Here is a 24,149-nt window from a genome sequence, read left to right as displayed (position 1 = left end):
TCAGTCCCCCACCGCGACAAGCACGGCCGCGACGCCGAGCACCAGGGCCCCGGCGACCAGCGCGCTCAGATACGTCTGGACGTTGCCGGTCTGGGCGCGGCGGGCCAGCGTGCCCAGCAGCCCGGGCGCGCCGGCGGCGCCCCGCACATAGGTGTCGATCACCGCGCGGTCCAGGAACCGCACCAGCCCGGCCGCCGCCCGGACCGGGCGCACCACGGCGGCGGCGTAGAGCGCGTCCGCGTGGAAGCCGGCCTCGGCGTGCGGGCGCAGCGGGCCGAGCAGCGCGGGCGCCGGGTCCTCGGCCTGAGCGCTCTCGTAGGCGCGGCGCCAGGCGGCGTAGGCGGCGGTGCCGCCCAGCACGGCCGCGCCGGTGGCCAGCACCGATGTGGTCAGGGTCGGGGCGAGCGAGCCGCCGTCGAACCACTTCGGCAACTCCCCGTAGGCCAGGCCGAGCAGCAGCGAGGGCAGCATCAGCAGCCACAGCACGCCGGTCATCGCGGCGGAGGCCCGTTCGCCCGGCGGCACCGACTCGGTGCGGGCGCGGACCGGGTCGTGGAACGCCAGCAGCCACAGCCGGGCGGCGTAGGCGGCGGTCAGCAGCGCGGTGGCCAGCCCGGCGACCAGCACCACCCAGCCGGCGGCGGCCGGCGCGGCGAGGCTGGAGGAGGCGCCGTGCGCGTCGTCCAGCGCGGCGTGTTCGGCGGCGCCGATCACCGCCTCCTTGGAGAAGAAGCCGGCGAACGGCGGTAGGGCGGCCAGCGCCAGCAGCCCGATCGTCATCGCCCAGAACGCGTCGGGCGCCCGCCGCCGCAGGTCCCGCATCCGCGACAGCGCGGCCAGCGAGCCGGTGCCGGCGGTCTGGATCAGCACCCCGGCGGCCAGGAAGAGCAGCGCCTTGAACGCGCCGTGCGTCATCAGGTGGAAGACGGCGGCCTCCCGGTCGACGACGGCCAACGCGCCGGCCATGAAGCCGAGTTGGCCGATCGTCGAGTAGGCAAGGACCCGCTTGATGTCGTCCTGGGCGAGCGCGGCCAGCGCCGAGCCGACCATGGTGAGCGCGGCCATCACGGCCAGCACCACCAGCGCGGCGGCCGAGGCGGCGAAGACCGGCAGCAGCCGCGCCACGAAGTAGACGCCGGCGGCCACCATGGTGGCGGCGTGGATCAGCGCGGAGACCGGCGTCGGGCCGGCCATCGCGTCGGGCAGCCAGGTGTGCAGCGGCACCTGCGCCGACTTGCCGGCGACCCCGGCCAGCAGGAGCAGCGCGACCAGCGTGGGGTGCGCCAGCTCGAAGCCGGAGAGCGAGGAGGAGAGCCGGGCGACGATCTCGCTGATGCGGAAGCTGCCCGCGTCCGAGGCCAGCGCCAGGATGCCGATCAGGAACGGCACGTCGCCGAGCTTGGTGACGAGGAACGCCTTGAGCGAGGCGGAGCGCGCCGTCGCCGTCTCCCAGTAGTGCCCGACCAGGAAGTACGAGCAGACGCCCATCACCTCCCAGCCGACCAGCAGCACCACCAGGTCGTCGGTGTAGACCACCAGCAGCATCGCCGAGGTGAAGAGCGAGACCAGCGCGGCGTAGGAGGGGTAACGGGCGTCGCCGCGCAGATAGCCCGTCGAGTACAGCTGCACGCAGCCGGCCACGACGGCGACCAGCACGGCCACCAGGACCGCGAACCCGTCGAGGCGCAGGGCCAGTTCGATGGGCAGGGTCTCGTTCCCCGTCGGCGCCAGCTCGGTCGCGGCGAGCAGCGGCTCCTCGCCGCGCTGCCGGACGGCGACCAGCACGGCCAGCGCGAGGGCGGCCAGGGTCGGCAGCACCGCCAGCGGCTGGACGAAGCCGGGCGCCCGGCGGCCGGTCAGCAGGATGACGGCGGCGGCCAGCGCGGGCAGCAGCGGAACGAGGACGGCGGCGGTCGTGGTGTTCACGTGGTGGTGGTCTCCCGGCTCGCCGCGCCCTCCGGTTCCTCCTCGTCGCGGTCGGCCAGCGCGCGGAGCTGGTCGACGGCTGAGGTGGCCCGGTTGCGGTAGACGAGCAGCACGATGGCCAGGCCGACGCCGATCTCGGCGGCGGCCAGGGCGATGAGGAAGAGGGTGAAGACCTGGCCGGTGTGGACCTCGTCCCGCAGCCACACGTCGAAGGCGACCAGGTTGAGGCTGACGGCGGCGAGCATCAGCTCGACCGACATCAGCACCAGGATGGCGTTGCGGCGGGCCAGCACGCCGTAGATCCCGACGCAGAACAGCAGCGCGGCCAGGACGGCCGGATAGACCAGGTGCATCAGCGCGCCCCCCGTTCGTCGGGCTGTTTCCGCGCGTTCTCCGCGTTCGCCGCGCGGGCGCGGGAGAGCGCGATGGCGCCGACCAGCGCGGCCAGCAGCAGCACCGACAGCGCCTCGAACGGCAGCACCCAGGCGCGGAACAGGCTGTCGCCCAGCGCGGCGGACTCGCCGTGCGGCGTTTTCAGGTCGATCCAGGTGGTGCGGAACGCGTCCACGACCAGCGTCACCAGGGTGGCCGCCGAGGCCAGCGCGACGGCCAGCGCGACCCGGCGGTTGCCGGAGTCGACGTCGGGCGAGGGCCCGATGGGCGCGCGGGTGAGCATCAGCCCGAAGAGCAGCAGCACCACGACCGAGCCCAGATAGATCAGCACCTGCACCCAGGCGACGAACTCGGCGGTCAGCAGCAGGTATTCGACGGCAAGACCGCCGAGCGCCACCACCAGCCAGAGCGCGGCGTGCACCAGTTGCCGGGTGGTCACGCAGAGCACGGCGGCGCCGAGCACGACGAGGCCGACCAGGACGAAGACGATCTCCTGCCCGGAGGTGGTGAGGATCTCCCGCTCGGTCATCCCTCCCCCGCCTCCCCCTGTGTGGCCTTCTCGGCGGCCTTCTCGGCCGCCTTGCGGGCGGCGGCGATCTCCTTGGGCTCCTCGGCGGCCTCGTCCAACGGTGGCGGCTCGGGCACCGTCCACATCCAGGCGCGCAACGTGTCCCGTTCATGGGTCAGTTCACGAATGTCCGTGGTCGCGTACTCGAACTCCGGCGACCAGAACAGGGCATCGAACGGGCAGACCTCGACGCAGATGCCGCAGTACATGCACAGCGCGAAGTCGATCGCGAACCGGTCGAGCACGTTGCGGCTGCGCTCCCGCCCGCCGGGCGTGGTCGCCGGCAGCGTCTCCTTGTGGGAGTCGATATAGATGCACCAGTCGGGGCACTCGCGGGCGCAGAGCATACAGACGGTGCAGTTCTCCTCGAACAGCCCGATCACGCCCCGGCTGCGCGGCGGCAGTTCGGGCTGCTCCTCCGGGTACTGGGCGGTGACCGCGCGCCGCGTCATGGTGCGCAGCGTGATCGCCAGGCCCTTGGCGAGACCCGATCCCAGGCTCATCCCGTCACCACCTTGATCACTCCGGTCAACGCGATCTGGGCCAGCGCGAGCGGCACCAGCACGGTCCAGGCGAACCGTTGGATCTGGTCGGCGCGCAGCCGTGGCCAGGCGACGCGCGCCCAGATCACCACGAAACACAGCGCGCCGGTCTTGAGCAGCGTCCACAGCCAGCCGAGCTGGTCGGCGAACGGGCCGTGCCAGCCGCCGAGGAACAGCACGGCGGTGAGCGCGGAGATCACCACGATCCCCGCGTACTCGGCGAGCAGGAAGAACGCGAAGCGGAGCCCCGAGTACTCGGTGTACGCGCCGAAGATGATCTCCTCGGGCGCGATCGGGGCGTCGAACGGCGGCCGTTGCAGCTCGGCGAGGCCGGCGGTGAAGAACACGAACGCGCCGACCAGCTGCCAGGGCACCCACCACCACTGGAACTCGTCGAGAATCCCGGTCAGGCTCAACGTGCCGGCCGCCATCGCCACCGAGGCGGCGGAGAGCAGCAGCGGCAGCTCGTACGCCATCAGCTGGGCGGCGGTGCGCAGCCCGCCGAGCAGCGCGTACTTGTTGGCCGAGGCCCAGCCGGCGATCAACGAGCCCAGCACGCCGACGCCGAGCACGGCGAGCACGAAGAACACGCCGGCGTCCGGGGCCTCCCCGACCATGCCCTCCGGGCCGAGCGGGATGGCGATCAGCACGACGAGATACGGGATGAGGGCGACGGCCGGCGCGAGCCGGAAGATCCGCCGGTCCGCGCCGTCCGGGACCGTGTCCTCCTTCTGCACGAACTTCACGCCATCGGCGATCAGTTGCGCCCACCCGTGAAACCCGCCCGCGTGCATGGGCCCGACCCGGCCCTGCATGTGGGCCATGGCCTTGTGCTCCAACTGCCCGACGAGCAGCGGAAAGACGAGAAACGCGACCAGGACGGCCAGCAGGCGGATCGCGACGTCGAGCCAGTCCATGCTCAACGGCCCCCCTGCCGGGGGGGCTTTACGGAGTCGTCGGCGTCGCCCTGCCGGGCAGGCTCTTCGGAGCGAGCGCCGGCCTCGCCGCCGTCGCCCGGCGGGGCGGCCTCGGCGCGGGGCGCCTTCGCGCCGGGCGCGTCGGCCGGCTCCGCCGGCTCGGCGCCATCGCCCAGCGAGGCGGGATCTCCGCCAGCGGCGGCGGTACCGGAATCGTCGGCCGGCCCGGCGGACCCGGCACGAGCCGCCCCCGCACCGGAAGCCTCAGCCGGCTCGGCGCTCTCCCCCTGCGGGGACGCCAAGTCGGCAGCATCACCAGTAACCTCGCCCCGCCGGGCGGGCTCCCCGGCGCCATCGCCAGCCTCAGCGGACGAGCCGGAACCGTCGCCCTCACCAGCGGACTTGACGCCCGGCGCGTCGGCCGGCTCCGCCGGCTCGGCGCCATCGCCCAGCGAGGCGGGATCTCCGCCTCCGGCGGCGGTACCGGAATCGTCGGTCTGCTCGGCGGTATCCCGCCCCGAGGGCTGGCTCGCCCGCGCTGTGTCGGCCGCAGTTTCTTCGTCATCCGCCGGCCGGCTGGCCGGCTCAGCCGGCTTCGCCGAACCGGCGGGGGCCGCAGCCCGGGCCTCGGCCGTTCCGTCCGAAGCACCATCGCTGCCCGTGGAGTTCGCCGCATCTCCGCCCGTGGAGGCACCCGGCTTCGCCGGGCCGTCGGGGCCGCCCTGCGGGGCGGATTCTGCGGCTTCGCCGCGTGACGCCTCCGGCGTCGACTCGGACGAGGCGGCTGGGCCATCGGGCCCGGGCCGACCGGAAGTCCCGTCGGCGGCTTGGCCGTTGGAGGCGGTACCCGGCTCAGCCGAACCCCCGCCAGAGGCGGCACGCCCGGGCGCAGCCCGACCAACCGACTCCCCCGCACCAGCGCCGGAACTCCCGCCGCCCTGAGGCAAATCCGCCGAACCGTCGGAGGCACCCCCGCCGGAGGCACCCCGTTGACTCGCCGAACCCTCACTCACCGAACGCGAACGACGCACCCGCACCGGCCGCTCATCCCCGGAACCACCGGCGGCGTCACGGCCGGGCGCAGCCCGACCACTCAACTCCCCCGGACCAGCACCCGAACCCCCGCCCTGCGGTGAATCCCCCGAACCGCCATCGGAAACACCCCGGCCCGACCCAGCCGACTTCCCGCCGCCCTGCGGCGACTTCGCCGCATCCGCCACGGAACCGCCGGAGGCGTCCCGCTGACTGGCCGAACCCTCACTCGCAGAGCGAGAACGACGCACCCGCACCGGCTCACCCCCGGCGGCACCGGACGCGCCCGCCGCACCGGCAACGGAGCCCTTGCCGGACACGTCGTCGGGCTGGGCCGAACCCCCACCGGAGGCGGCGCGCCCGGGCGCAGCCCGACCAACCGACTCCGCCGCACCAGCGCCAGAACTCCCGCCGCCCTGAGGCAAATCCGCCGAACCGCCGGAGGCACCCCCGCCGGCAGCGCCCCGCTGGCTCGCCGAACCCTCACTCACCGAACGCGAACGACGCACCCGCACCGGCCGTTCGTCCCCCGAAGCACCGGCGGCACCCCCGCCGGAGGCGCGTCCCGGCCGGCCCTCCGGGCCGCCTGCGCGGCCGGCGGGCCGGCGTCGCGCCGGCCGTTCGTCCCCGGAACCGCCGGAGGCACGCCCCTTCAGGGGGCCCCACTCGTTCGGGTCGGGCACCCCCGGTGGAAGGGGCTGGCGGCGGCGGGGCGTCTCGCCGCCCGGTTCCTTCGCGCCGGGCCACTGCTTGGCCACCCGCGCCGCCAACACGAAGTCCTTCCGCAGCGGATGCCCCTCGAAGCCGTCCGGCAGCAGCAGTTTGCCCAGCCCCGGATGCCCGGGGAAGTCGATCCCGAACATCTCGTGCGTCTCCCGTTCGTGCCACGCGGCGCCCGCGTAGACGCCCGTCGCCGTCGGCAGCGACGGCGCGCCGTGGGGGACGGTCGTCCGCAGCAGCAGCCGGCGCGGCGGGGTGCCGAGGGCCACGACGTGCGCGCAGACCCGCAGCAGGCCCTCGTTCGGTTCGTCCACCGCGCTCAGCCAGTCGAAGAAGTCGCAGCCCAACTCGGAGCGGGCCGTCTCCAGCGCCGCCGGCCAGGCGTCCCCCGCCGGGACGTCGACGGTCAGCACGTCATACGCCTCGTGCGCCTCGCTGCCCTCGCCGAAGATCTCCGCCGCCTCGCGCGGCAGCCAGCCCACGGTCATCGGCCGTCCCGTCGGACCAGGTCGCTGGTCAACGCCGCAGGGGACGGCGCGCCCGGAGCGGCCGTCGTGCCGCGCGCCGCCGACGGTCCGCCGCCACCACGCGCCACGGGCGCCTCCCCGGAACCCCCGGCGGGATACCGTTCCGCCACCGACTCCTCCGCGATCTTCTCCTGGAGCTTGAGGATGCCCTGGAGCAGCGCCTCCGGGCGGGGTGGGCAGCCGGGGACGTAGACGTCGACGGGGATGATCTGGTCGACGCCCTTGGTGACGGCGTAGGAGTCCCAGTAGGGGCCGCCGCAGTTGGAGCAGGCGCCGAAGGAGATGACGTACTTGGGTTCCGGCATCTGCTCGTAGAGCCGCTTGATGGCCGGGGCCATCTTGTCGGTGACGGTGCCGGAGACCACCATCAGGTCGGCCTGCCGGGGCCCGGGCGCGAACGGGATGACGCCGAGCCGGATGAAGTCGTGGCGGGACATCGACGCGGCGATGAACTCGATGGCGCAGCAGGCCAGTCCGAAGTTGAAGACCCACAGGCTGTAGCGGCGGCCCCAGTTGAGGATCACCTTCATGGGCTCGGGCGCCAGCCTCGCCAGCGGCCCCAGGCCGCCGCGCGCCGGGGCGCGCGACGCGTCCCGCGCCGGTGTCAGGTCCATGTGAGCACGCCCTTCCTCCAGGCATAGAGGAGTCCGACGGACAGGAAGCCCAGGAAGACGAACATCTCCACCAGGGTGGCCGCGCCGAAGCCGTCGGCGGCGAAGACCGTGGCCCAGGGGAAGAGGAAGACGGAGTCCACGGCGAAGATCACATAGAGGAAGGCGTAGATGTAGTAGCGCACCTGGGTGTGCGCCCAGCCCTCGCCGACGGGGTCGACGCCGCACTCGTAGACCAGCAGCTTCTCCGGCGTGGGCACCGAGGGGCGCAGCAGCTGGCCGGCGACGAAGGCCACGGTGACGAAGAGCACGCCGACCACCGCGACCAGACCGACGACGGTGTAGCCGTGGAAGTAGTCGGGCACGTTGGGGCCTCCGGGCGGGCGACGTCAGGGAGGGCTGACTCCACGGGAGTCTAGGGGGTCGTGGGCCGGTTGTGACCATGACGGGTGCCCGGTTGTGGGTGGACAGGGGGTGGGGGTAGCCCCACCGTCGTTCACCGACATACCCCATGGTGTCGGTTCGGCGCACCGGGCAGGCTGGGACCCATGATCAGCCGAGGTTCCGCTCGTGGCTCCTCCGCCTGGCGCGGGGACGAGTCGTTGCCGCCGCCGCGTTCGCCGCTGTCGGCGGTGACCTGGCGGGAGTGCGCCTATCTGCTGTCCAGCTGGGCCCCGGGGCTGATCGCCTTCGTCTACGTGCTGACCTGGTTCTACGTGGGCGCGTTGTCGGCGCTGACCATCGTGGGCCTGCCGGTGCTGGCGTTCGGGCTGCTGGGCTGCCGCCTGCTCGGCCGGCTGGAGCGGATGCGGGCGCGGGCGTTGCTGGCCGTCGAGGTGGAGGAGCCGAGCCCGACGCGGGCGCTGCGGCGCTCGGGGTTCGTCAGCTGGCTGTGGGCGCTGTTGAAGGACCCGGTGGGGTGGCGCTCGGCGCTCTTCGGAGTGGTGCACCTGCCGTGGGCGCTGTTCTCCGGTGTGGTGACGCTGGTCGCGTTCTTCGTGGCCTGGCCGGCGCTGCCGTGGCTGACCCGCTGGCTGAGCCATGTGGACCGGGCGCTGGTGCGGGTGTTGCTGTCGCCGTCCGACGAGTTGGAGCGGCGGATCGCGGAGTTGGAGTCGGACCGGGTGTCCGTGACGGACACGGCGAGCGCGGATCTGCGGCGGATCGAGCGGGATCTGCACGACGGCGCCCAGGCCAGGCTGGTCGCCCTGGCCATGGATCTGGGACTGGCCAAGGAGAAACTCACCGAAGACCCCGAAACCGCCGCCCGCATGGTCGACGAAGCCCACGGCGAGGTCAAACTCGCCCTCCAGGAACTCCGCGACCTCGCCCGAGGCATCCACCCCGCCGTCCTCACCGACCGAGGACTCGGCCCCGCCCTCTCCTCAGCAGCCGCCCGCTGCACCGTCCCCGTCACCATCGACATCGACCTCACCACCCGCCCCGCACCCGCCATCGAAGGCATCGCCTACTTCACCACCACCGAACTCCTCACCAACATCAGCAAACACAGCGGGGCCCACCACGCCACCATCGACATCTGGCGCACCGACAACCGCCTCATGCTCCAGATCACCGACGACGGACACGGCGGCGCCACCCCCACCCACGGCACCGGCCTCGCCGGACTCGCCGAACGCCTCACCGCCGTCGACGGCCTCCTCGCCATCGACTCACCCCCCGGCGGACCCACCACCATCACCGCCGAACTCCCCTGGCGCGACCGCGACGGGAACCGGCACCGCGACGAGAGCCGGCACGAGACCGGACCCGAAGAGAACCATGAAGGGAAGACGAGCCGATGAACGTGCTGCGTCTGACCGTTGGTGCCCGCACCTGGCGTGAGGGCTTCCACGGTCTGTTGAATCTGCCGCTGGCACTGATCGGCTTTGTCAGCGCGGTGAGCGGCCTGGCCGTCAGCGGAGCGTTGCTGATCACCTTTGTCGGTCTGCCGCTGATGGCGCTGGTGCTGCTCTTCCTGCGCGGCTTCGGCGCGATGGAGCGGACGCGGGCGTCGCTGCTGCTGGGGGTGGACGTTCCGGCGCCCGACCCGCTGCGCACCAGGGACGGCAGGAACGGCCTGCTGGCCTGGGTCGGCGCCGTGCTGCGGAACAACGCCTCCTGGCGGTCCACCGCCTATGCGCTGCTCCATCTGCCGTGGGCGCTGGTGTCGTTCACGTCGGTGGCGGTGGCCTGGGTCGGCGGCTGGGGCGCGCTGAGCTACCCGCTGTGGTTCTGGGCGCTGGACGACAAGCCGGGCGTCAACGTGGACAACGAGGGCAACGGCTGGGTCTGGGACAACCCGCTGGAGGTGCTGATGGTGATGGCGGCCGGGGCGCTGCTGCTGATCGCCGGCGCGGTGCTGATCCGGGGCATGGCCTCCGTGGACCGGGCGCTGGTCTCGGCGCTGTTGGGGCCGTCCTCGGCGGCGGCCCGGGTGTTCCAGCTGGAGGAGGACCGTTCCGTGGTGGTCGACACCTCGGCCGCCGATCTGCGGCGGATCGAGCGGGATCTGCACGACGGCGCCCAGGCCAGGCTGGTCGCCCTCGCGATGGACCTCGGCCTGGCCAAGGAGAAACTCACCGAAGACCCCGAAACCGCCGCCCGCATGGTCGACGAAGCCCACGGCGAGGTCAAACTCGCCCTCCAGGAACTCCGCGACCTCGCCCGAGGCATCCACCCCGCCGTCCTCACCGACCGAGGACTCGGCCCCGCCCTCTCCTCAGCAGCCGCCCGCTGCACCGTCCCCGTCACCATCGACATCGACCTCACCACCCGCCCCGCACCCGCCATCGAAGGCATCGCCTACTTCACCACCACCGAACTCCTCACCAACATCAGCAAACACAGCGGGGCCCACCACGCCACCATCGACATCTGGCGCACCGACAACCGCCTCATGCTCCAGATCACCGACGACGGACACGGCGGCGCCACCCCCACCCACGGCACCGGCCTCGCCGGACTCGCCGAACGCCTCACCGCCGTCGACGGCCTCCTCGCCATCGACTCACCCCCCGGCGGACCCACCACCATCACCGCCGAACTCCCCTGGCGCGACCGCGACGGCACCGACGGCGGCGCCCGGCCGCGCTGAGCCGGCGGCGGCCCCGTGGGAAGCGCGGGGTGAGATGCTTCAGGTCGATCGTTCGACGCGGGGAGTGGGCTGGTGCGGGTAGTGATCGCCGAGGACTCGGTGCTGCTGAGGGAGGGGCTGACCCGGCTGTTGAACGACCGGGGGCACGAGGTGGTCGCCGGCGTGGGCGACGCGGAGGCGCTGGTCGCCGCGATCGAGGAGCTGGCGGCGGCCGGGGAGCTGCCCGACGTGGTGGTGGCGGACGTGCGGATGCCGCCGACCCACACCGACGAGGGCGTCCGGGCGGCGGTCCGGCTGCGGCAGCACTTCCCCGCGCTCGGGGTGCTGGTGCTCTCGCAGTATGTGGAGGAGCAGTACGCGACGGAGCTGCTCGCCGGCTCCTCGCGGGGCGTCGGCTATCTGCTGAAGGACCGGGTGGCGGACGTCAGCGAGTTCGCCGCCGCCGTCACCCGGGTCGCCGAGGGCGGCACCGCGCTGGACCCGGAGGTGGTCGCGCAGCTGCTGGGCCGCAGCAGGAAGCAGGACGTGCTGGTGGGTCTCACGCCCAGGGAGAAGGAGGTCCTGGGCCTGATGGCCGAGGGCCGCACCAACTCCGCCATCGCGCAGCAGCTGGTGGTGAGCCACGGGGCGGTGGAGAAGCACGTGAGCAACATCTTCATGAAGCTCGGTTTGGCACAGAGTGACACAGATCACCGGCGGGTTCTGGCGGTGCTCACCTATCTCAACTCCTGACCCCCTGCCACGCTGGAGGAGAGGCGAACGACCGGCGTCCCGCCGGGAGTTGCAGGAACCGAGGCCATCACGGGGGCCACGGGGGAACCACCCGTCGACACCAAGCGTGTTGACGGGTGGCGATGGTGTGAAGCCCCTGTGTGACGCGCATGGGAAGGCAACCCTTACCCCCCGTACCATGGCCGACAAGAGCTGCCTCGCAAGGAGGGCTACAGCAGTGACCACCGAGGTCAACCAGGGGAGCCGGGACCACAAGGACGTCAGACGCCTGGACCGGGTCATCATCCGGTTCGCGGGGGATTCCGGCGACGGAATGCAGCTGACGGGCGACCGGTTCACGTCGGAGACCGCGTCGTGGGGGAACGACCTCGCCACGCTGCCGAACTTCCCGGCGGAGATCCGCGCCCCGGCCGGCACCCTGCCGGGCGTCTCCTCGTTCCAGGTGCACTTCGCCGACCACGACATCCTCACCCCGGGCGACGCCCCCAACGTGCTGGTGGCCATGAACCCGGCCGCGCTCAAGGCCAACGTGGCCGACCTGCCGCGCGGCGCGGAGATCATCGTCAACACCGACGAGTTCACCTCCCGCGCGCTGGCCAAGGTCGGGTACGCCGGCAACCCGCTGGAGGACGACTCCCTCGACGGCTACCGGGTCCACCAGGTGCCGCTGACCACGCTGACCGTCGAGGCGCTCAAGGGGTACGACCTGACCAGGAAGGAGGCCGGCCGCTCGAAGAACATGTTCGCGCTGGGCCTGCTCTCCTGGATGTACCACCGGCCGACGGAGAACACGGAGGCGTTCCTGCGGGCGAAGTTCGCCAAGCGCCCCGAGATCGCCGAGGCCAACATCACGGCGTTCCGCGCGGGCTGGAACTTCGGCGAGACCACCGAGGACTTCGCCGTCTCCTACGAGGTGGCGCCGGCCGTCTCCGCGTTCCCCGCCGGCACCTACCGGAACATCTCGGGCAACCTGGCGCTGGCCTACGGCCTGATCGCCGCCGCCGAGCAGGCCGACCTGCCGCTGTTCCTCGGCTCCTACCCGATCACCCCGGCCTCCGACGTGCTGCACGAGCTGTCCAAGCACAAGAACTTCGGGGTGCGCACCTTCCAGGCCGAGGACGAGATCGCCGGCATCGGCGCGGCGCTGGGCGCGGCGTTCGGCGGCTCGCTGGGCGTGACCACCACCTCCGGCCCGGGCGTGGCGCTGAAGTCGGAGACCATCGGCCTGGCGGTCTCCCTGGAGCTGCCGCTGCTGGTCATCGACATCCAGCGCGGCGGCCCCTCCACGGGCCTGCCGACCAAGACCGAGCAGGCCGACCTGCTCCAGGCGATGTACGGGCGGAACGGCGAGGCCCCGGTGCCGATCGTGGCGCCGGCCACCCCGGGCGAGTGCTTCACCGCGGCCCTGGAGGCGGCGCGGATCGCGCTGACCTACCGCACCCCCGTCTTCCTGCTGTCCGACGGCTACCTGGCCAACGGCTCCGAGCCGTGGCGGGTCCCCGAGCCGTCCGAACTCCCGGACCTGCGCGTCCAGTTCACCACCGCGCCCAACCACACACTGGACGACGGCAGCGAGGTCTTCTGGCCGTATCTGCGCGACGAGACGACGCTGGCCCGCCCGTGGGCGGTGCCCGGCACGCCCGGCCTGGAACACCGCATCGGCGGCATCGAGAAGCAGGACGGCACGGGCAACATCTCCTACGACCCGGCCAACCACGAGCACATGGTGCGCGTCCGGCAGGCCAAGGTGGACGGCGTCAGCGTTCCCGACGTCGAGGTCGACGACCCGAGCGGCGAGGCGAAGGTGCTGGTGCTGGGCTGGGGCTCCACCTACGGCCCGATCACCGCCGCCGTCCGGCGGGTCCGCCGCGCCGGCGGCAACATCGCCCAGACGCATGTGCGCAGCCTCAACCCGTTGCCCGCCAACCTCGGCGAGGTGCTGCGCTCCTACGACCGGGTGCTGCTCCCCGAGATGAACCTCGGCCAGCTGGCCACCCTGCTGCGCGCCAGGTACCTGGTCGACGTGCGGTCCCTGACCCAGGTCACCGGGTTGCCGTTCAAGGCCGAACAGCTCGCGTCCGCTTTCAAGGAGGCTCTGGACGATGTCCACTGAGGCGCCCATCCAGCCGCGCACCCCGCTGGCCCTCATCCCCACCGCCGACAAGCCGCAGACCGCGAAGGACTTCAAGTCGGACCAGGAGGTCCGTTGGTGCCCCGGCTGCGGTGACTACGCGGTGCTGGCGGCGGTCCAGGGCTTCCTGCCCGAGCTGGGCCTGGCCAAGGAGAACATCGTCTTCATCTCCGGCATCGGCTGCTCGTCCCGCTTCCCGTACTACATGAACACCTACGGGATGCACTCGATCCACGGCCGCGCCCCGGCGATCGCCACCGGCCTGGCCGCCGCCCGCCGCGACCTGTCGGTGTGGGTGGTGACCGGCGACGGCGACGCGCTCTCCATCGGCGGCAACCACCTGATCCACGCGCTGCGCCGGAACGTGAACCTGAAGATCCTCCTCTTCAACAACCGGATCTACGGGCTGACCAAGGGCCAGTACTCGCCGACCTCCGAGACCGGCAAGATCACCAAGTCCACGCCAATGGGCTCGTTGGAGACCCCGTTCAACCCGGTCTCGCTGGCGCTGGGCGCCGAGGCGTCCTTCGTGGCCCGCACGGTGGACTCCGACCGCAAGCACCTGACCGGCGTGCTGCGCGCGGCGGCCGAGCACCACGGCTCGGCGCTGGTGGAGATCTACCAGAACTGCAACATCTTCAACGACGGCGCCTTCGAGGTGCTCAAGGACAAGAAGCAGGCGCAGGAGGCGGTGATCCGCCTCGAACACGGCGAGCCGATCCGCTTCGGCCTGCCGGCCGAGGACGGGCTGGGCGAGAAGGGCATCGTCCGCGACCCGGAGTCGGGCGACCTGCGGGTGATCGACGTGGCGACCGAGGGCACCGACGGCATCCTCACGCACAACGCCCACGCGGCGACCCCGACCACGGCGTTCGCCCTCTCCCGGCTGGCCGACCCGCAGACGCTGCACCGGACGCCGATCGGCGTCTTCCGCAGCGTGCCGAGGCCGGCGTACGAGGACCAGATGGCCGAGCAGCTGGAGCAGGCCGTGGAGCGGCGCGGCAAGGGCGACCTGGCCACGCTGCTCGCCGGCGGCGACACCTGGACCGTGGCCGGCTGACCGGCCCCTTCACCCCCTCCGTCAGCCGCGTCACCTCCGTCAACACACCGATCCCCCGCTCGTTCGTTCGAGTGGGGGATCGTCGTATGGAGCGACAAGCGGCCCCGGGGCCCGCAGGATCGCCGCATGGACACGGAAACGGATCTCGACCCCTCGTACGACTGGCCCCGGCCGCCCCTGGACGGCTATGTCGCGGACGACCTCGACCGGCTGCCCAACCTGCCGGGTCAGACCGAACTGCTCGACGGCATCCTCGTCGTTCCCGCGCGCCGCACCATCGGGCAGGGCCGCGTTCAGGAACTCTTCGAGGTGGGCCTGGCGGCGGCCGTGCCCGAAGGGCTGTGCGCCATCCGGGAGATGACCATCACGCTGGGGCGCAGGGACCGGCCCGAGCCCGATGTGCCGTGCGCCGCTGAGACCAGCACCCGGAACGGGAATGCCATAGACGCCCGTCAGCGCTACCGTCGGGGAAGGTTTGGCCCTGGGTGCGTGGAGGCGGTCGGTGATGGGAACGGCGACGACCAGTAGGTCGGGGCTGGCGCTGGGGCTTGGGGCCTTCGGCATGTGGGGGCTGCTGCCGCTGTACTGGCGGCTGTTGGACGACATCGGCGCCTTCGAGGTTCTCGCCCACCGCATGGTCTGGTCGCTGCCGACCGCGCTGCTGCTTCTGCTACTGGCCCGCAGCTGGTCCTGGATACGCCCGCTGGTCCGCCAGCCGAAGCGGCTCGGCCTGCTGGCGATCTCCGCCACGCTGATCTCGGTCAACTGGGCGATCTTCATCTGGTGCGTGGCCCACGACCGGGTCCTCGAAGCGTCGTTGGGATACTTCATCAACCCGCTGTTCACCATCGCGCTCGGCGTGCTGGTCCTCCGCGAGCGGCTGCGGCCCGCGCAGTGGGTCGCGGTCGGCGTCGGCACGGTGGCGGTGCTGGTGATGAGCGTGGCCTACGGGCAGGTGCCCTGGCTCTCGCTCGCCCTCTCGATCAGCTTCGGCACCTACGGACTGGTCAAGAAGCACACCGCGCTCGACGGCCTGGAGGGCTTCAGCGCGGACACCGCGCTCCAGTTCCTGCCGGCGCTGGGCTATCTGCTGGTGCTGACCGCCAGGGGCGACGGCTCGTTCACCGCCGAAGGCCCGGGCCAGGCCCTGCTGTTGGTGGCCAGCGGGCTGGCGACGGCGCTGCCGCTGATCTTCTTCGGCGCGGCCACGGTGCGACTGCCGCTCTCCACGGTGGGGCTGATGCAGTACCTCGCGCCGAGCACGATGTTCCTGCTGGGGCTCTTCGTCTTCCACGAGGAGATGCCGCCGGAGCGGTGGATCGGGTTCGCCCTGGTGTGGACCGCGCTGACGGTGCTCACCTGGGACGCGCTCCGCCAGGCCCGCCGCCGCCAGCGCACCGTCGCCCGCCACACCCCGGCGCCGACGCCGGCCGGGAACGCCGGCGGGAACGCGGGCGCTGAGGGGGCGGCGGACTTGGAGGAACGTGCCGGCTGAGGGGCAGGGCTGGCGTCGGGCGGGCCGCGCGATCCGTATGCTCCGGTTCATGAGATTCTTCCGGGCGCGCGGGCGGAAAGACGCCCGGCCAGGAGCGGGCACGCCCGTGGACGAGGCCAAGTCTCTCTACGAGGCCGGGCGTTACGCCGAGGCGGAGGCCACGGCCCGCGCGGCGGCCGGATCACTGCCGGCCGACGACGAGTACGCGGCGGCGGCGCTGAACATCGTGGCGCTCGCAACCGGCGCCCAGGGCCGGCACGCCGAGGCACTGGCCGTCTACGACGAGGCGCTGGCCGTCTTCCGGCGGCTGTTCGGGGCCGAGCACTGGCTGACTCTGAAGCTGCGCTCGGACCGCGCCCAACAGATGGTCTCGCTCGGCCAGTACGCCGCGTGCGAGGCGGAGTGCGCGGCCGTCGCCGAGGCCGCGAGCCGTGGCGCCGGCCCGGACATGGCCGTCCTGGCGGCCGCCGCCCGCAACGGGCTGGTCTTCGCCCTCAACGCGCAGGGCCGCCACGAGGAGGCCGAGGCGCTGGCCCGCGAGGCCCTGGCCGCCCATCGCGAACCTGACCGGATGTCCCTGGTCCTGCGCCTCGGCCTGGCGCGCGGCCTCAACGGCCAGGCCCGCCACAAGGAGGCCCTGGCCGAGGCGGAGATCGCCGAGGAGCTGTACCGCGCGCTGCCCGACGCCCAGCGCCGTCCGGACACCGGCGCCGTCGAACTGGCCCTCGCCCATGCCCTGTTGGGGCTGGGCCACGCCTCCGACGCCCGTCGCCGGGCCGGCGCGGCGCACGACGCCTGCCTGGCCTCCTTCGGCCCCGACCACCGCCGCACCGTCGAGGCCCGAACGCTGCTCGCGCGGATCGACGGCACCGGATCGTAGGCGCGGCGTCGCCGCCCGAAGCGCCGCCGGGCGACCGGACGCCGGGCGACCGGTCGCCGCACGATGACCCGCCCGAGTCCAGGAGTGTTCCCGTCATGACGAACTTCGCCCCCGCCGACTCCCGCGACAGGCGTTACTGGAAGGTCTCCTGGCATCACCGGTTTGTCGAGGAGCCGATCACCCTCTACAGCGAACTCGGGGAGGACGGCTGCGAGGTGCGGCGCGTCGAGGAGTTTCGGGACGGGACGGCCGGTTGGGCCGACGGGCGCGGGCACAGCGCGCGGACGTTCCTCGCCGAGGTGCCGTTCGGGGATCTGGCCGAGGTGGCGGCGCAGGAGGAGTTCACCCCGTTCCTGATCGGCCGCCGGGAGTTCGAGGCCGTCTGGGAACGCGCCCGGCGGGGAGCGCCGCGTGTTGGCTGACGCCACCCGGGCCTGGGTGGAGGGGCGGTTGGCGCCCGGGGAGCGGATCGCGGCGATCCGGCCGCTGCGGGGCGGCTGGACCTCCCGGATGTGTCGGCTGACCGTCGAAGGGCCGGACGGGGAACGGGCGTTGGTGCTGCGGTCGTTCCGCACCCCGTTCTTCCGGCGGCACGCGCCCGGGCTGCTGACGCGCGAGCACCGGGTGTTGGGCCTGCTGGCCGGCACGCCGGTGCCGGCGCCGGGGCCGGTGGCGGTGGACGCCGAGGGGCGTCGGTGCGCCGAACCCTCGCTGCTGATGACGCTGCTGCCGGGCGCGGTGCGGCTCGCCGAGGACGGCCGGGTCGGCGCGCGGGTCGAGGCGTTGGCCGCCGCGCTGTGCGCGGTGCACCGGGTGGCGGCCGATGGCCCCGACCGCCCGCGCGCCTACCAGGCGTGGACCGCGCCGGAACGGGTCCGGCTGCCGGAGACGACGGCCCGCCCCGGGCTCTGGCGGCGGGCGGTCGCCGCGATCGACCGGCCGGCGCCGGCCTGGCGGGGAAGCTTCCTGCACCGCGACTTCCACCCGGGCAATGTGCTCTTCGACGGGGCGGGCCGGGTCAGCGGGGTCGTCGACTGGGTCGAGACCTCCTGGGGGCCGACGGATCTGGACGTGGCGCACTGCGCGACCGCGCTGGCTCTGCTGCACGGTCCCGAGGTGGGTCTGGCGTTCCCCGGGCGCTATCTGGCCGCCGGTGGCGCGCTGGCCGAACGGGCCGGGGACCGGCGCTACTGGCGGCTGTTGGACGCGCTGGCCTACGCGCCCGACGCGGAGAAGGTCGCCGGGCCCTGGCGGGAGTTGGGGCGGACCGACCTCACGGCCGGGGTGCTGGCCGGGCGGCTGGAGGAGTATCTGGCGGGGGTCGTCGACGGGCCGGCCTGACCCGGGGGCCGGCCCGTGTTCACGGGGCCCGGAGGGCCGCCGCCGGGCTCAGCCCAGGGCCTCGGCGACGCCGGCCAACACGGCCTTCCAGTGGGCGCGTTGCCGCTCCCGCGCGGCGGCGTCCGGGAGCCGTTCCTGGTGGAAGGTGAGCGAGGTGGCGGCGCCCTCGCGGGCCGGCCGCAGGGTGAACTGGACGGTGGTGTCGTCGGCGGTGAGGCGCACCCGTTCGCCCGGGCGGTAGCCGCGCAGCTCGCCCGAGGGGCCGTCGCCGTCGGTGGCGTAGCGGGCGCCGACCTCGGTCGGCAGCGTGGCGCCCGGGCCGAGCCAGTGGGCGAGCCCTGCGGGCCCGGTGAGGAAGTCCCAGACGGCGGCGGGCGGATGGGGCAGGGTCCTGGAGACCCCGATCTGCCAGCCGGCGTCCCTGGTGAGTCCGGTGGGCATGGCGCTGCTCTCCTTCGGTGGGTTCGGTGGGTTCGGTGGGTTCGGTGAATCGGGGGCCGGGTCGGGCGCGGGGCCGTTGCCGGGTTCTTCCAGGCGGGCGCGGTGGGCGCGGTGGGCGCGGACCTTGTGGAGGTTGCCGCAGTGCTCCATGGCGCACCAGCGGCGGCGGCCGGGGCGCGAGGTGTCGACATAGACGAGCGAGCAGGTGTCGGAGGAGCACACCCGTATCCGGTGCGCGTGCGGGCCGGTGAACAGGTCGATCGCGTCGCGGGCGACCGTGGCCAACAGCTGCCGCCCGGTGGCCGGTTCGGCGAGGGCGCGGGTGCCGTCGGGCGCCAGCTGGGGCGCGAGCGGGGGGCGCGCGGCCGCCGCGTTCACCACCGCCAGCGGCTCGGCCGGCAGCGGCTCGCCGGCTGTCCGCGCCAGCGTCAACTCCCACAGCGCGTCGCGCAGTTGACGGGCGGCGCGTAGCTCGTGCCGGGTCACCGTCAGCCGGGGCACCGGCCGCAACCGGCACTGCCCCGCCCAGTCGACCAGGTCCTCGGGCGCGTGCAGCACCTCCCAGCGCGCGAACGCGCCGGGCCCGCCCGTCGGCAGCAGTTCGAGACAGAGCGCCCCCGGGTCGAAGCGGAACCAGCTGCCGGACCAGGAACGCAGACGCAACCCGGCCGCGCCGCTTTCCTTGAGACTCATGTAACCACTATAACTAGTTACATGGCACATGGCTGGAAAGTAGTGATCGACAGCGAGAACGCGCAGGAGCAGGCGGAGTTCTGGGCCGCCGCCCTGGAGTACCGGGTGGAGGACCAGAGCCCGCTGGTGGCGCGGCTGCGCGCGGCGGGGCAGCTGCCGGACGAGGCGATCGTGGAGCACCGGGGCCGGCTGGCGTTCCGTGGCTTCGCGGCCGTCCGGCACCCGGACGACCCCTACGACGAGGAGAGCGACGTCGGCCTCGGCCGCCGGCTGCTGTTCCAGGAGGTGCCGGAGCGCAAGACGGTCAAGAACCGGCTGCATCTGGACATCCACAGCGGGCCGGGCGAACGGGCGCGGACCGTCGAGCAGTTGGAGGCCAGGGGCGCGCGGCGGGTCCGCGAGGAGGACCAGGGCCCGGCCGGCCACTGGTGGGTGATGCTCGACCCGGAGGGCAACGAGTTCTGCGTCAGCTGAACGGGCCGCCGACGAGCCGGGGGTGGGGCCCCGGCCTGCCGGGCGCTGCGGGTCGCTGCCGGCGCTGCCGGCGTCGCCGGCTCAGGAGGTGTACAGCGACTGCACCTTGGCCACCCGGCCGTCGCCGTCGAAGCTCAGGTCGTAGCCGACACCGGGGCGGTTCGACGACGGCAGCGCCGCCAGCCGGTCGACGAACTCCTCCGGGGAGTGCGACGACGCCCGGGCCTCGTCGCCGAGCGGCGCCGACAGCAGCACCAGGGCGTCCTCGGCCAGCGGCACCGTGGTGAAGGGGCCCTCGTTCGGGACGACCAGCCATGCCTCGTGCGGCTCCGTGACCGCCTCCTTCCGCGCGGGCCGCACCGACAGATAGGTCACCCCGTCCTCGGTCCAGGCGTCCTCGATCTGCACGAACTGCTTGCTGCCGGCCCAGGCTTCGGCGGCGTCGCCGTCCGCAGCGGACGCGTCGTCCGTCCCGGCCCCCGCCTCGTCGGCCTCGGTGTCGGCCTCGGCGTCGGCCCCGGAGTCGGCGTCGGCCCCGGAGTCGGCGTCGTCGGCGGCGGCGGCGTCCGGCGGGGAGGCCGTCGCCGAGGATCTCGTCCCGGCGTCGTCCGCCGGTTCGTCGCCGCCCCCGCCGCCGCAGCCGGACAGCAGCACCGCGCCGACGACGCCGAGGACGAGCGCGGCGAGACGGTGGCGCTGGACGGTCAGGCTTCGTGAGACATACCTGGTCAACGTTGCTCCTGGGTTCGGGGGTGAGCTGCTTTCACGCTCTCTACGCGCCAGCCCACCCCCCGGGTTGCACCCCGATCCGGCACTTTTTCCGCCGCGCCGGCATCTCGCCACCCGGCGGAGGCTCAGTCGACGAGCCAGTACGCCTCGCGCAGCGACTGCACCCGGCCCCGGTCGTCGTAGTCGATGGCGAACACCCACCGGGCCTCGTCGGCCAACTCGTCCACCAGCTCGCCCAGTTCCAGGACCGCCGGCTCCCCGCCGGCCAGCCGCCGCGCCTCCACCGGCGTCCGCCCGGGCAGGGTCAGCGTGTGCTCGACGCCGACCGGCACCAGCGTGCCCTCCTCGTCGCGCAACTGCTCGACGGTGATCCGCACCCCGTCGCCGTTGGCCACCGCGCCGTGCACATAGCCCAGTTCGGTGCCGTACTCCTCGCCCGGCGCCGGCGCCGGCGGCACGAACGGCGAGGCCGTCGCCGTCGGAACGCCGGCGGGCGGCTCCTGGCCCCGGATGTCGGGGACGAGCGAAAGCCCGCCCACGGCCAGGGCCGCGACCAGCAGCGCGCCGCCGGACGCCTGGGCCGCGCGCCTGCGGCGCAGCCGCCGTTCGCCGTGCGCCCGAATCCGCTCCGCCGCCAGCGGGGCGGCCTGCCGCCGGCCCGACTCGGCGAGGTCGGCGAGGTGGTCCCGCAGCCCGGTCTCGTCAGACATGGGGCACCTCCGGCCGCTTCGCCGTCCCCGGGCCCGGGTCCGTTGCCGAGCCGGTCCCCTGGTCCGGGCCGCTCCCCGGACCCAGGCCGGTCCCCGGGCCCAGGCCCGTCCTCGGGTCCAGCTCCGTGTCGGCCAGCAGGCGGGCCAACGAGGCGCGGCCCCGGCTCAGATGGGACTTCACGGTGCCGACGGGGCTGTCGGTCTCTGCGGCGACCTGCTCGACCGTCAGGTCGCACAGGTGGTGGAGCACCACGGCCCGGCGCTGTGCCTCGGGAATCCCCCGCAGCGCCTGGACGAGCAGCACATGGTGCGGTTCGGGCGGCGGCACCGTGGCGGGCGGGCCCTGTCGCCGCGCGAAGGAGAGCGCGGTGCGCATCCGGCGCCACCGGCTGACCGCCAGCCGCCAGGCCACCGTGCGCACCCACGCCTCGGGAGCGCCGCCGTCCAGGTCCAGTTGGGCCCGGCGTTCCCAGGCCCGGACGAAGGCCTCCTGGACCACGTCCTGCGCCTCGGCGAGGTCGCCCGTCATCGCGTACAGCTGGCCGATGAGCCGGCCGACGCTCGCGGCGTAGAAGGCGTCGAACGTCTCCTCGTCCACACCCCGACCGCGTGGCTTGTCTGGTGGTCGCATCCCTCTCCCATCGGGCTGAACAGTGCCACCTCGCCCCATCGCGGCACAAGAAGGGAACGATTCCCCCCGCCCGCCCCGGCGGGCGGGGCGTCGCGCGTCGGCGCGGAGGGCCGCCCCTACCGCACGGTTTCGGCCGTCTGAGAGGCTGGGCCCTGGCGGGTGCGCGCGGCAGCGCGCCGAGGGCGCGCTATGCGGTCGCAAAGGGAGCGGGGAGGGCGGGAGTTGGGGCACGACGGCGAGAAGGTGCCGGCCTGGCGGGTGTTGCTCGCGGGGACCAACGGCCTGCTGTGGGGGCTCGTTCCGTTCGCGATCGTCCTGAACATGGTCGAGGAGTCGGTCCACGAGCGGCCGCCGGACAGCTGGACGGACTGGGGCGCCGGCGTGCTGCTGGTGCTCATCCTCGGGTCGCTCACGTACTCCCAGGCGGAGTGGAACGTCGGCCTGCCGCCGCGCGGGCGGCGCGGCGCGGTGGCGCGCGGCTGGCTGGTGGGCGGCTCGGCCGGGGTGCTGGGGGCGTGCGCGCTCCAGTTGGGGAACGACTGGCTGCACCCGAGGATGTCGGCCCTGGACGACGGCCTGTTGGCCCTGGGCGCGCTCGGCCTGCTGGTCGTCTGGGGGCTGTTGCTGGCCAACGGGGCGCGGCCGGGCCCCTGGATACCGTGGCTGACGGGGCTGGCGGCCGAGACCAGACGCGTCGAACGCCATGGGCGCAGGCCCACCGAGCGCCCCGTCGCCCCGAAGCCGGGGCCCACGTCGGAACCGGAACCGGAACCGGAACCGAAGCCGGCCCCGGCACGGGAGCCGGCGCCGCGCCGGCCCCGCCGGCCGCTCAACGCCCGTCAGCTGTTCTGGGCCACCGCCGCCCTGGGCGCGGTGCCGGCCGTCGTCTTCACGCCGCTGCTCCGCTACGCCGTCGACTCGGCGGAGGTGCCCCCCTGGCTGGCGCTGCTGACGCTGCTGATCATGGCGCCGGTGGCGATCGCGACCCTGGTGCTGCTGGTCTCCAAGCCCGAGCGGGTCTCCGGGCGGCGCAAGCTGGTGCTGGTGGGGAGTTGGCTGGTTCTCGCCCCTCTGACCTGGCTGGTCGCCGGGACGGTCGAGGTCGGCGACCCGGTGCGGCGGGTGTGGGCGGCCGAGGCCCCCGCCGGGGCCGCCGACGTCGCGGGGCGGGACATCACCGCCGGCGCCTGGGTGTTGGAGGACACCGTGGTGCGGCTGACCGCGTGGGGGCTGACCGCCTACGACGTGGCGGACGGCGCGGAGCGCTGGTCCTGGCGGCCCGACGGGGGCCGGCTGCTGTGCGCCGCCGCCGAACGGCCCACCGAGCGGCTGCTGTTGCTCGCCGTCCGGGCGCCGGAGGCCGAGCGCTGCGGGGAGGTGCTGGCGCTGGACCCGGCGCGCGGCGAGCCGCTGTGGTCGGGCGACTTCGCCGGCGGGCCCACCTTCCGGGCCGACGCCGAGGCCCCCGACGGCTGGGAGTTGGCCGACGAGCGGCCCGGCGTCCCCGACGAGCCGCCGGGCACCGGGCAGTTGACGCTGGCCGGGCCGGCCGCCGTGCTCCGGGAGGCGTCCGGCGGCTACCGCGCGCTGGACGCGGCGGACGGAACGCCGCTGTGGGCGGCCGAGGCCGCCGAGGGCTGCCACCCGGTCGGGGCGGCCGGCGACGACGAGGCGCTGGTCACGGCCGAGTTCTGCACCGACGACGCGGGGGCGGCGGAGTCCGGGCGACGGATCGTGGTCAGCCGCAGGGACCCGGCCGACGGGGCGGTGCTGAGCGCGCACCCGCTGCCGCACGGCTACCGGCCAGGCGACTTCGGGGTGCTCTCCGTCCGGCCGCTGGTGGTGCGGGCCGGCGGCACCCCGCACGCCGTTCCCGAGGGCCCGGGCCCGGAGTGGCCTGCGGTGGAGAGCCCGGCGGCGGACGGGGGAACGGTCCAGATCGACGCCGAAACGGACCTCCCCGCGTTCCATCCCGCGCTGCGGCGCGGGGCGTTCAGCGCGGTGCCGCTGCGCGAGGCGGTGGTCGTGGACGGGCTGCTGGTGACCCACTCGACCGAGCGGTACACCGTGCGGTCCCGGGGCAGCACCAGCCTCCACAGCAGGTCGACGGTGCGCGCGCACGCGCTGGCGGACGGCGCGGAGGTGTGGCGTTCGGACACCTTCGACGGGGCCGTGGTCGGCCTGAGCGAACGGGACGGGCGGGTGACCGTGCTCGCCAGGGAGTCCGGCCGGAACGCCACCACGCTGCGTTCGTTCCGCGCGGACGACGGCGCCGAGGTGCGCTCCGGCAGGCTCCACCCGTCGGTGGGCGGCGACGAGCCGCAGCTCTTCGCCGAACTCGGCTCGGGCGAGGGCTGGTTGCTGCTGAACCAGGGCGAACTCAGCGCGGACGGCCCGCTGCTCCACCTCTTCCGCTGATTCCGCTGAGCCAGCTGACCCCGCTGATCCCGCTGAGGTTTCCGACCCCGGGGAACGGCCGCCGGCCCGTCGAGGCCCTGC

At 73.7% G+C, this 24,149-nt stretch carries 23 protein-coding genes and 2 pseudogenes; 12 read left to right on the top strand and 13 right to left on the bottom strand.

Features of this window, described 5'->3' with window-relative positions:
- The 8 genes and pseudogenes from FH609_RS12115 to FH609_RS12080 all read right to left on the bottom strand — a co-directional run bounded on the left by FH609_RS12115 (position 1) and on the right by FH609_RS12080 (position 7,601).
- The gene (locus FH609_RS12115) at positions 1–1,926 is read right to left on the bottom strand and encodes an NADH-quinone oxidoreductase subunit L (RefSeq protein WP_139667172.1); all 1,926 of its coding nucleotides are present in this window, start codon (positions 1,924–1,926) and stop codon (positions 1–3) included.
- Positions 1,923–2,279 carry an NADH-quinone oxidoreductase subunit NuoK gene (gene nuoK, locus FH609_RS12110; protein ID WP_139667173.1) on the bottom strand — a complete coding sequence of 119 codons (357 nt, stop codon included), beginning with the start codon at positions 2,277–2,279 and terminating at the stop codon, positions 1,923–1,925. The genes FH609_RS12115 and nuoK overlap by 4 nt, the downstream gene beginning before the upstream one ends.
- Positions 2,279–2,848 (bottom strand): NADH-quinone oxidoreductase subunit J, encoded by a 570-nt coding sequence (locus FH609_RS12105; RefSeq protein ID WP_139667174.1) that lies wholly within the window; start codon positions 2,846–2,848, stop codon positions 2,279–2,281. Before FH609_RS12105 ends, nuoK begins: the two co-directional genes overlap by 1 nt.
- On the bottom strand, positions 2,845–3,390 hold the full coding sequence (locus tag FH609_RS12100) for a NuoI/complex I 23 kDa subunit family protein (protein ID WP_139667175.1): 546 nt from the start codon (positions 3,388–3,390) through the stop codon (positions 2,845–2,847). Before FH609_RS12100 ends, FH609_RS12105 begins: the two co-directional genes overlap by 4 nt.
- Positions 3,387–4,346, bottom strand: a complete 960-nt coding sequence (locus FH609_RS12095; protein ID WP_139667176.1) for a complex I subunit 1/NuoH family protein — start codon at positions 4,344–4,346, stop codon at positions 3,387–3,389. The genes FH609_RS12100 and FH609_RS12095 overlap by 4 nt, the downstream gene beginning before the upstream one ends.
- A 1,196-nt stretch (positions 4,347–5,542) precedes the next feature.
- Positions 5,543–6,586: pseudogene (locus FH609_RS32410) on the bottom strand (NADH-quinone oxidoreductase subunit C); the annotation flags it as partial.
- Positions 6,583–7,239: an NADH-quinone oxidoreductase subunit B gene (locus FH609_RS12085; RefSeq protein ID WP_226961590.1), complete on the bottom strand. Its 657-nt coding sequence runs from the start codon at positions 7,237–7,239 to the stop codon at positions 6,583–6,585. The gene FH609_RS12085 and the pseudogene FH609_RS32410, both read right to left, overlap by 4 nt.
- Positions 7,230–7,601 (bottom strand): NADH-quinone oxidoreductase subunit A, encoded by a 372-nt coding sequence (locus tag FH609_RS12080; RefSeq protein WP_139667178.1) that lies wholly within the window; start codon positions 7,599–7,601, stop codon positions 7,230–7,232. Before FH609_RS12080 ends, FH609_RS12085 begins: the two co-directional genes overlap by 10 nt.
- Positions 7,602–7,784: 183 nt before the next feature.
- On the opposite strand from FH609_RS12080, the gene FH609_RS12075 reads away from it, so the two are divergent.
- The 10 genes from FH609_RS12075 to FH609_RS12030 all read left to right on the top strand — a co-directional run bounded on the left by FH609_RS12075 (position 7,785) and on the right by FH609_RS12030 (position 17,972).
- The gene (locus FH609_RS12075) at positions 7,785–9,041 is read left to right on the top strand and encodes a sensor histidine kinase (protein ID WP_139667179.1); all 1,257 of its coding nucleotides are present in this window, start codon (positions 7,785–7,787) and stop codon (positions 9,039–9,041) included.
- Positions 9,038–10,333, top strand: coding sequence for a sensor histidine kinase (locus FH609_RS12070; protein ID WP_139667180.1), 1,296 nt, complete (start codon positions 9,038–9,040; stop codon positions 10,331–10,333). The genes FH609_RS12075 and FH609_RS12070 overlap by 4 nt, the downstream gene beginning before the upstream one ends.
- A gap of 72 nt (positions 10,334–10,405) precedes the next feature.
- Positions 10,406–11,065: a response regulator transcription factor gene (locus tag FH609_RS12065; protein WP_139667181.1), complete on the top strand. Its 660-nt coding sequence runs from the start codon at positions 10,406–10,408 to the stop codon at positions 11,063–11,065.
- Positions 11,066–11,282: 217 nt separating this feature from the next.
- Complete coding sequence (locus FH609_RS12060) at positions 11,283–13,178, top strand: 2-oxoacid:acceptor oxidoreductase subunit alpha (RefSeq protein ID WP_226961589.1); 1,896 nt, start codon at positions 11,283–11,285, stop codon at positions 13,176–13,178.
- Positions 13,168–14,256 (top strand): 2-oxoacid:ferredoxin oxidoreductase subunit beta, encoded by a 1,089-nt coding sequence (locus FH609_RS12055; protein WP_139667183.1) that lies wholly within the window; start codon positions 13,168–13,170, stop codon positions 14,254–14,256. The genes FH609_RS12060 and FH609_RS12055 overlap by 11 nt, the downstream gene beginning before the upstream one ends.
- A 126-nt stretch (positions 14,257–14,382) precedes the next feature.
- Positions 14,383–14,784 (top strand): Uma2 family endonuclease, encoded by a 402-nt coding sequence (locus FH609_RS12050; RefSeq protein WP_139667184.1) that lies wholly within the window; start codon positions 14,383–14,385, stop codon positions 14,782–14,784.
- Complete coding sequence (gene rarD, locus FH609_RS12045; protein WP_139667185.1) at positions 14,762–15,751, top strand: EamA family transporter RarD; 990 nt, start codon at positions 14,762–14,764, stop codon at positions 15,749–15,751. The genes FH609_RS12050 and rarD overlap by 23 nt, the downstream gene beginning before the upstream one ends.
- Before the next feature lie 49 nt (positions 15,752–15,800).
- On the top strand, positions 15,801–16,631 hold the full coding sequence (locus FH609_RS12040) for a tetratricopeptide repeat protein (protein ID WP_139667186.1): 831 nt from the start codon (positions 15,801–15,803) through the stop codon (positions 16,629–16,631).
- A gap of 95 nt (positions 16,632–16,726) precedes the next feature.
- Positions 16,727–17,053 carry a DUF6881 domain-containing protein gene (locus FH609_RS12035; RefSeq protein ID WP_139667187.1) on the top strand — a complete coding sequence of 109 codons (327 nt, stop codon included), beginning with the start codon at positions 16,727–16,729 and terminating at the stop codon, positions 17,051–17,053.
- Positions 17,046–17,972, top strand: a complete 927-nt coding sequence (locus FH609_RS12030; protein WP_405378918.1) for a phosphotransferase family protein — start codon at positions 17,046–17,048, stop codon at positions 17,970–17,972. The genes FH609_RS12035 and FH609_RS12030 overlap by 8 nt, the downstream gene beginning before the upstream one ends.
- Before the next feature lie 48 nt (positions 17,973–18,020).
- Here FH609_RS12030 and FH609_RS12025 read toward each other — a convergent pair whose 3' ends face one another.
- Both FH609_RS12025 and FH609_RS12020 read right to left on the bottom strand, forming a co-directional pair.
- Complete coding sequence (locus tag FH609_RS12025; protein ID WP_405378915.1) at positions 18,021–18,506, bottom strand: SRPBCC domain-containing protein; 486 nt, start codon at positions 18,504–18,506, stop codon at positions 18,021–18,023.
- Between the two features lie 3 nt (positions 18,507–18,509).
- A pseudogene (locus FH609_RS12020) lies at positions 18,510–19,106 on the bottom strand (CGNR zinc finger domain-containing protein); the annotation flags it as partial.
- Between the two features lie 21 nt (positions 19,107–19,127).
- On the opposite strand from FH609_RS12020, the gene FH609_RS12015 reads away from it, so the two are divergent.
- On the top strand, positions 19,128–19,580 hold the full coding sequence (locus FH609_RS12015) for a VOC family protein (RefSeq protein ID WP_139667188.1): 453 nt from the start codon (positions 19,128–19,130) through the stop codon (positions 19,578–19,580).
- Between the two features lie 81 nt (positions 19,581–19,661).
- Here the strand turns inward: FH609_RS12015 and FH609_RS31055 are convergent, their stop codons facing one another.
- From FH609_RS31055 to FH609_RS11995, 3 genes are all read right to left on the bottom strand, one after another.
- Positions 19,662–20,312 carry a hypothetical protein gene (locus FH609_RS31055; protein WP_226961587.1) on the bottom strand — a complete coding sequence of 217 codons (651 nt, stop codon included), beginning with the start codon at positions 20,310–20,312 and terminating at the stop codon, positions 19,662–19,664.
- A gap of 122 nt (positions 20,313–20,434) precedes the next feature.
- Entirely contained in the window at positions 20,435–21,019 is a 585-nt protein-coding gene (locus FH609_RS12000; protein WP_139667191.1) for a hypothetical protein, read from the bottom strand.
- Positions 21,012–21,650 carry a SigE family RNA polymerase sigma factor gene (locus FH609_RS11995; protein ID WP_139667192.1) on the bottom strand — a complete coding sequence of 213 codons (639 nt, stop codon included), beginning with the start codon at positions 21,648–21,650 and terminating at the stop codon, positions 21,012–21,014. Before FH609_RS11995 ends, FH609_RS12000 begins: the two co-directional genes overlap by 8 nt.
- Before the next feature lie 189 nt (positions 21,651–21,839).
- Here FH609_RS11995 and FH609_RS11990 point away from each other — a divergent pair, with 189 nt between their 5' ends.
- A complete protein-coding gene (locus FH609_RS11990; protein WP_139667193.1) occupies positions 21,840–24,068 on the top strand; it encodes a PQQ-binding-like beta-propeller repeat protein in 2,229 nt (742 codons plus the stop codon).
- The last annotated feature ends 81 nt before the right edge of the window (positions 24,069–24,149 follow it).

The organism is Streptomyces sp. 3MP-14 (assembly GCF_006334905.2).
Taxonomy (GTDB): Bacteria; Actinomycetota; Actinomycetes; order Streptomycetales; family Streptomycetaceae; genus Streptomyces; species Streptomyces triticirhizae.
This window is presented reverse-complemented; position numbering and strand designations above follow the sequence as displayed.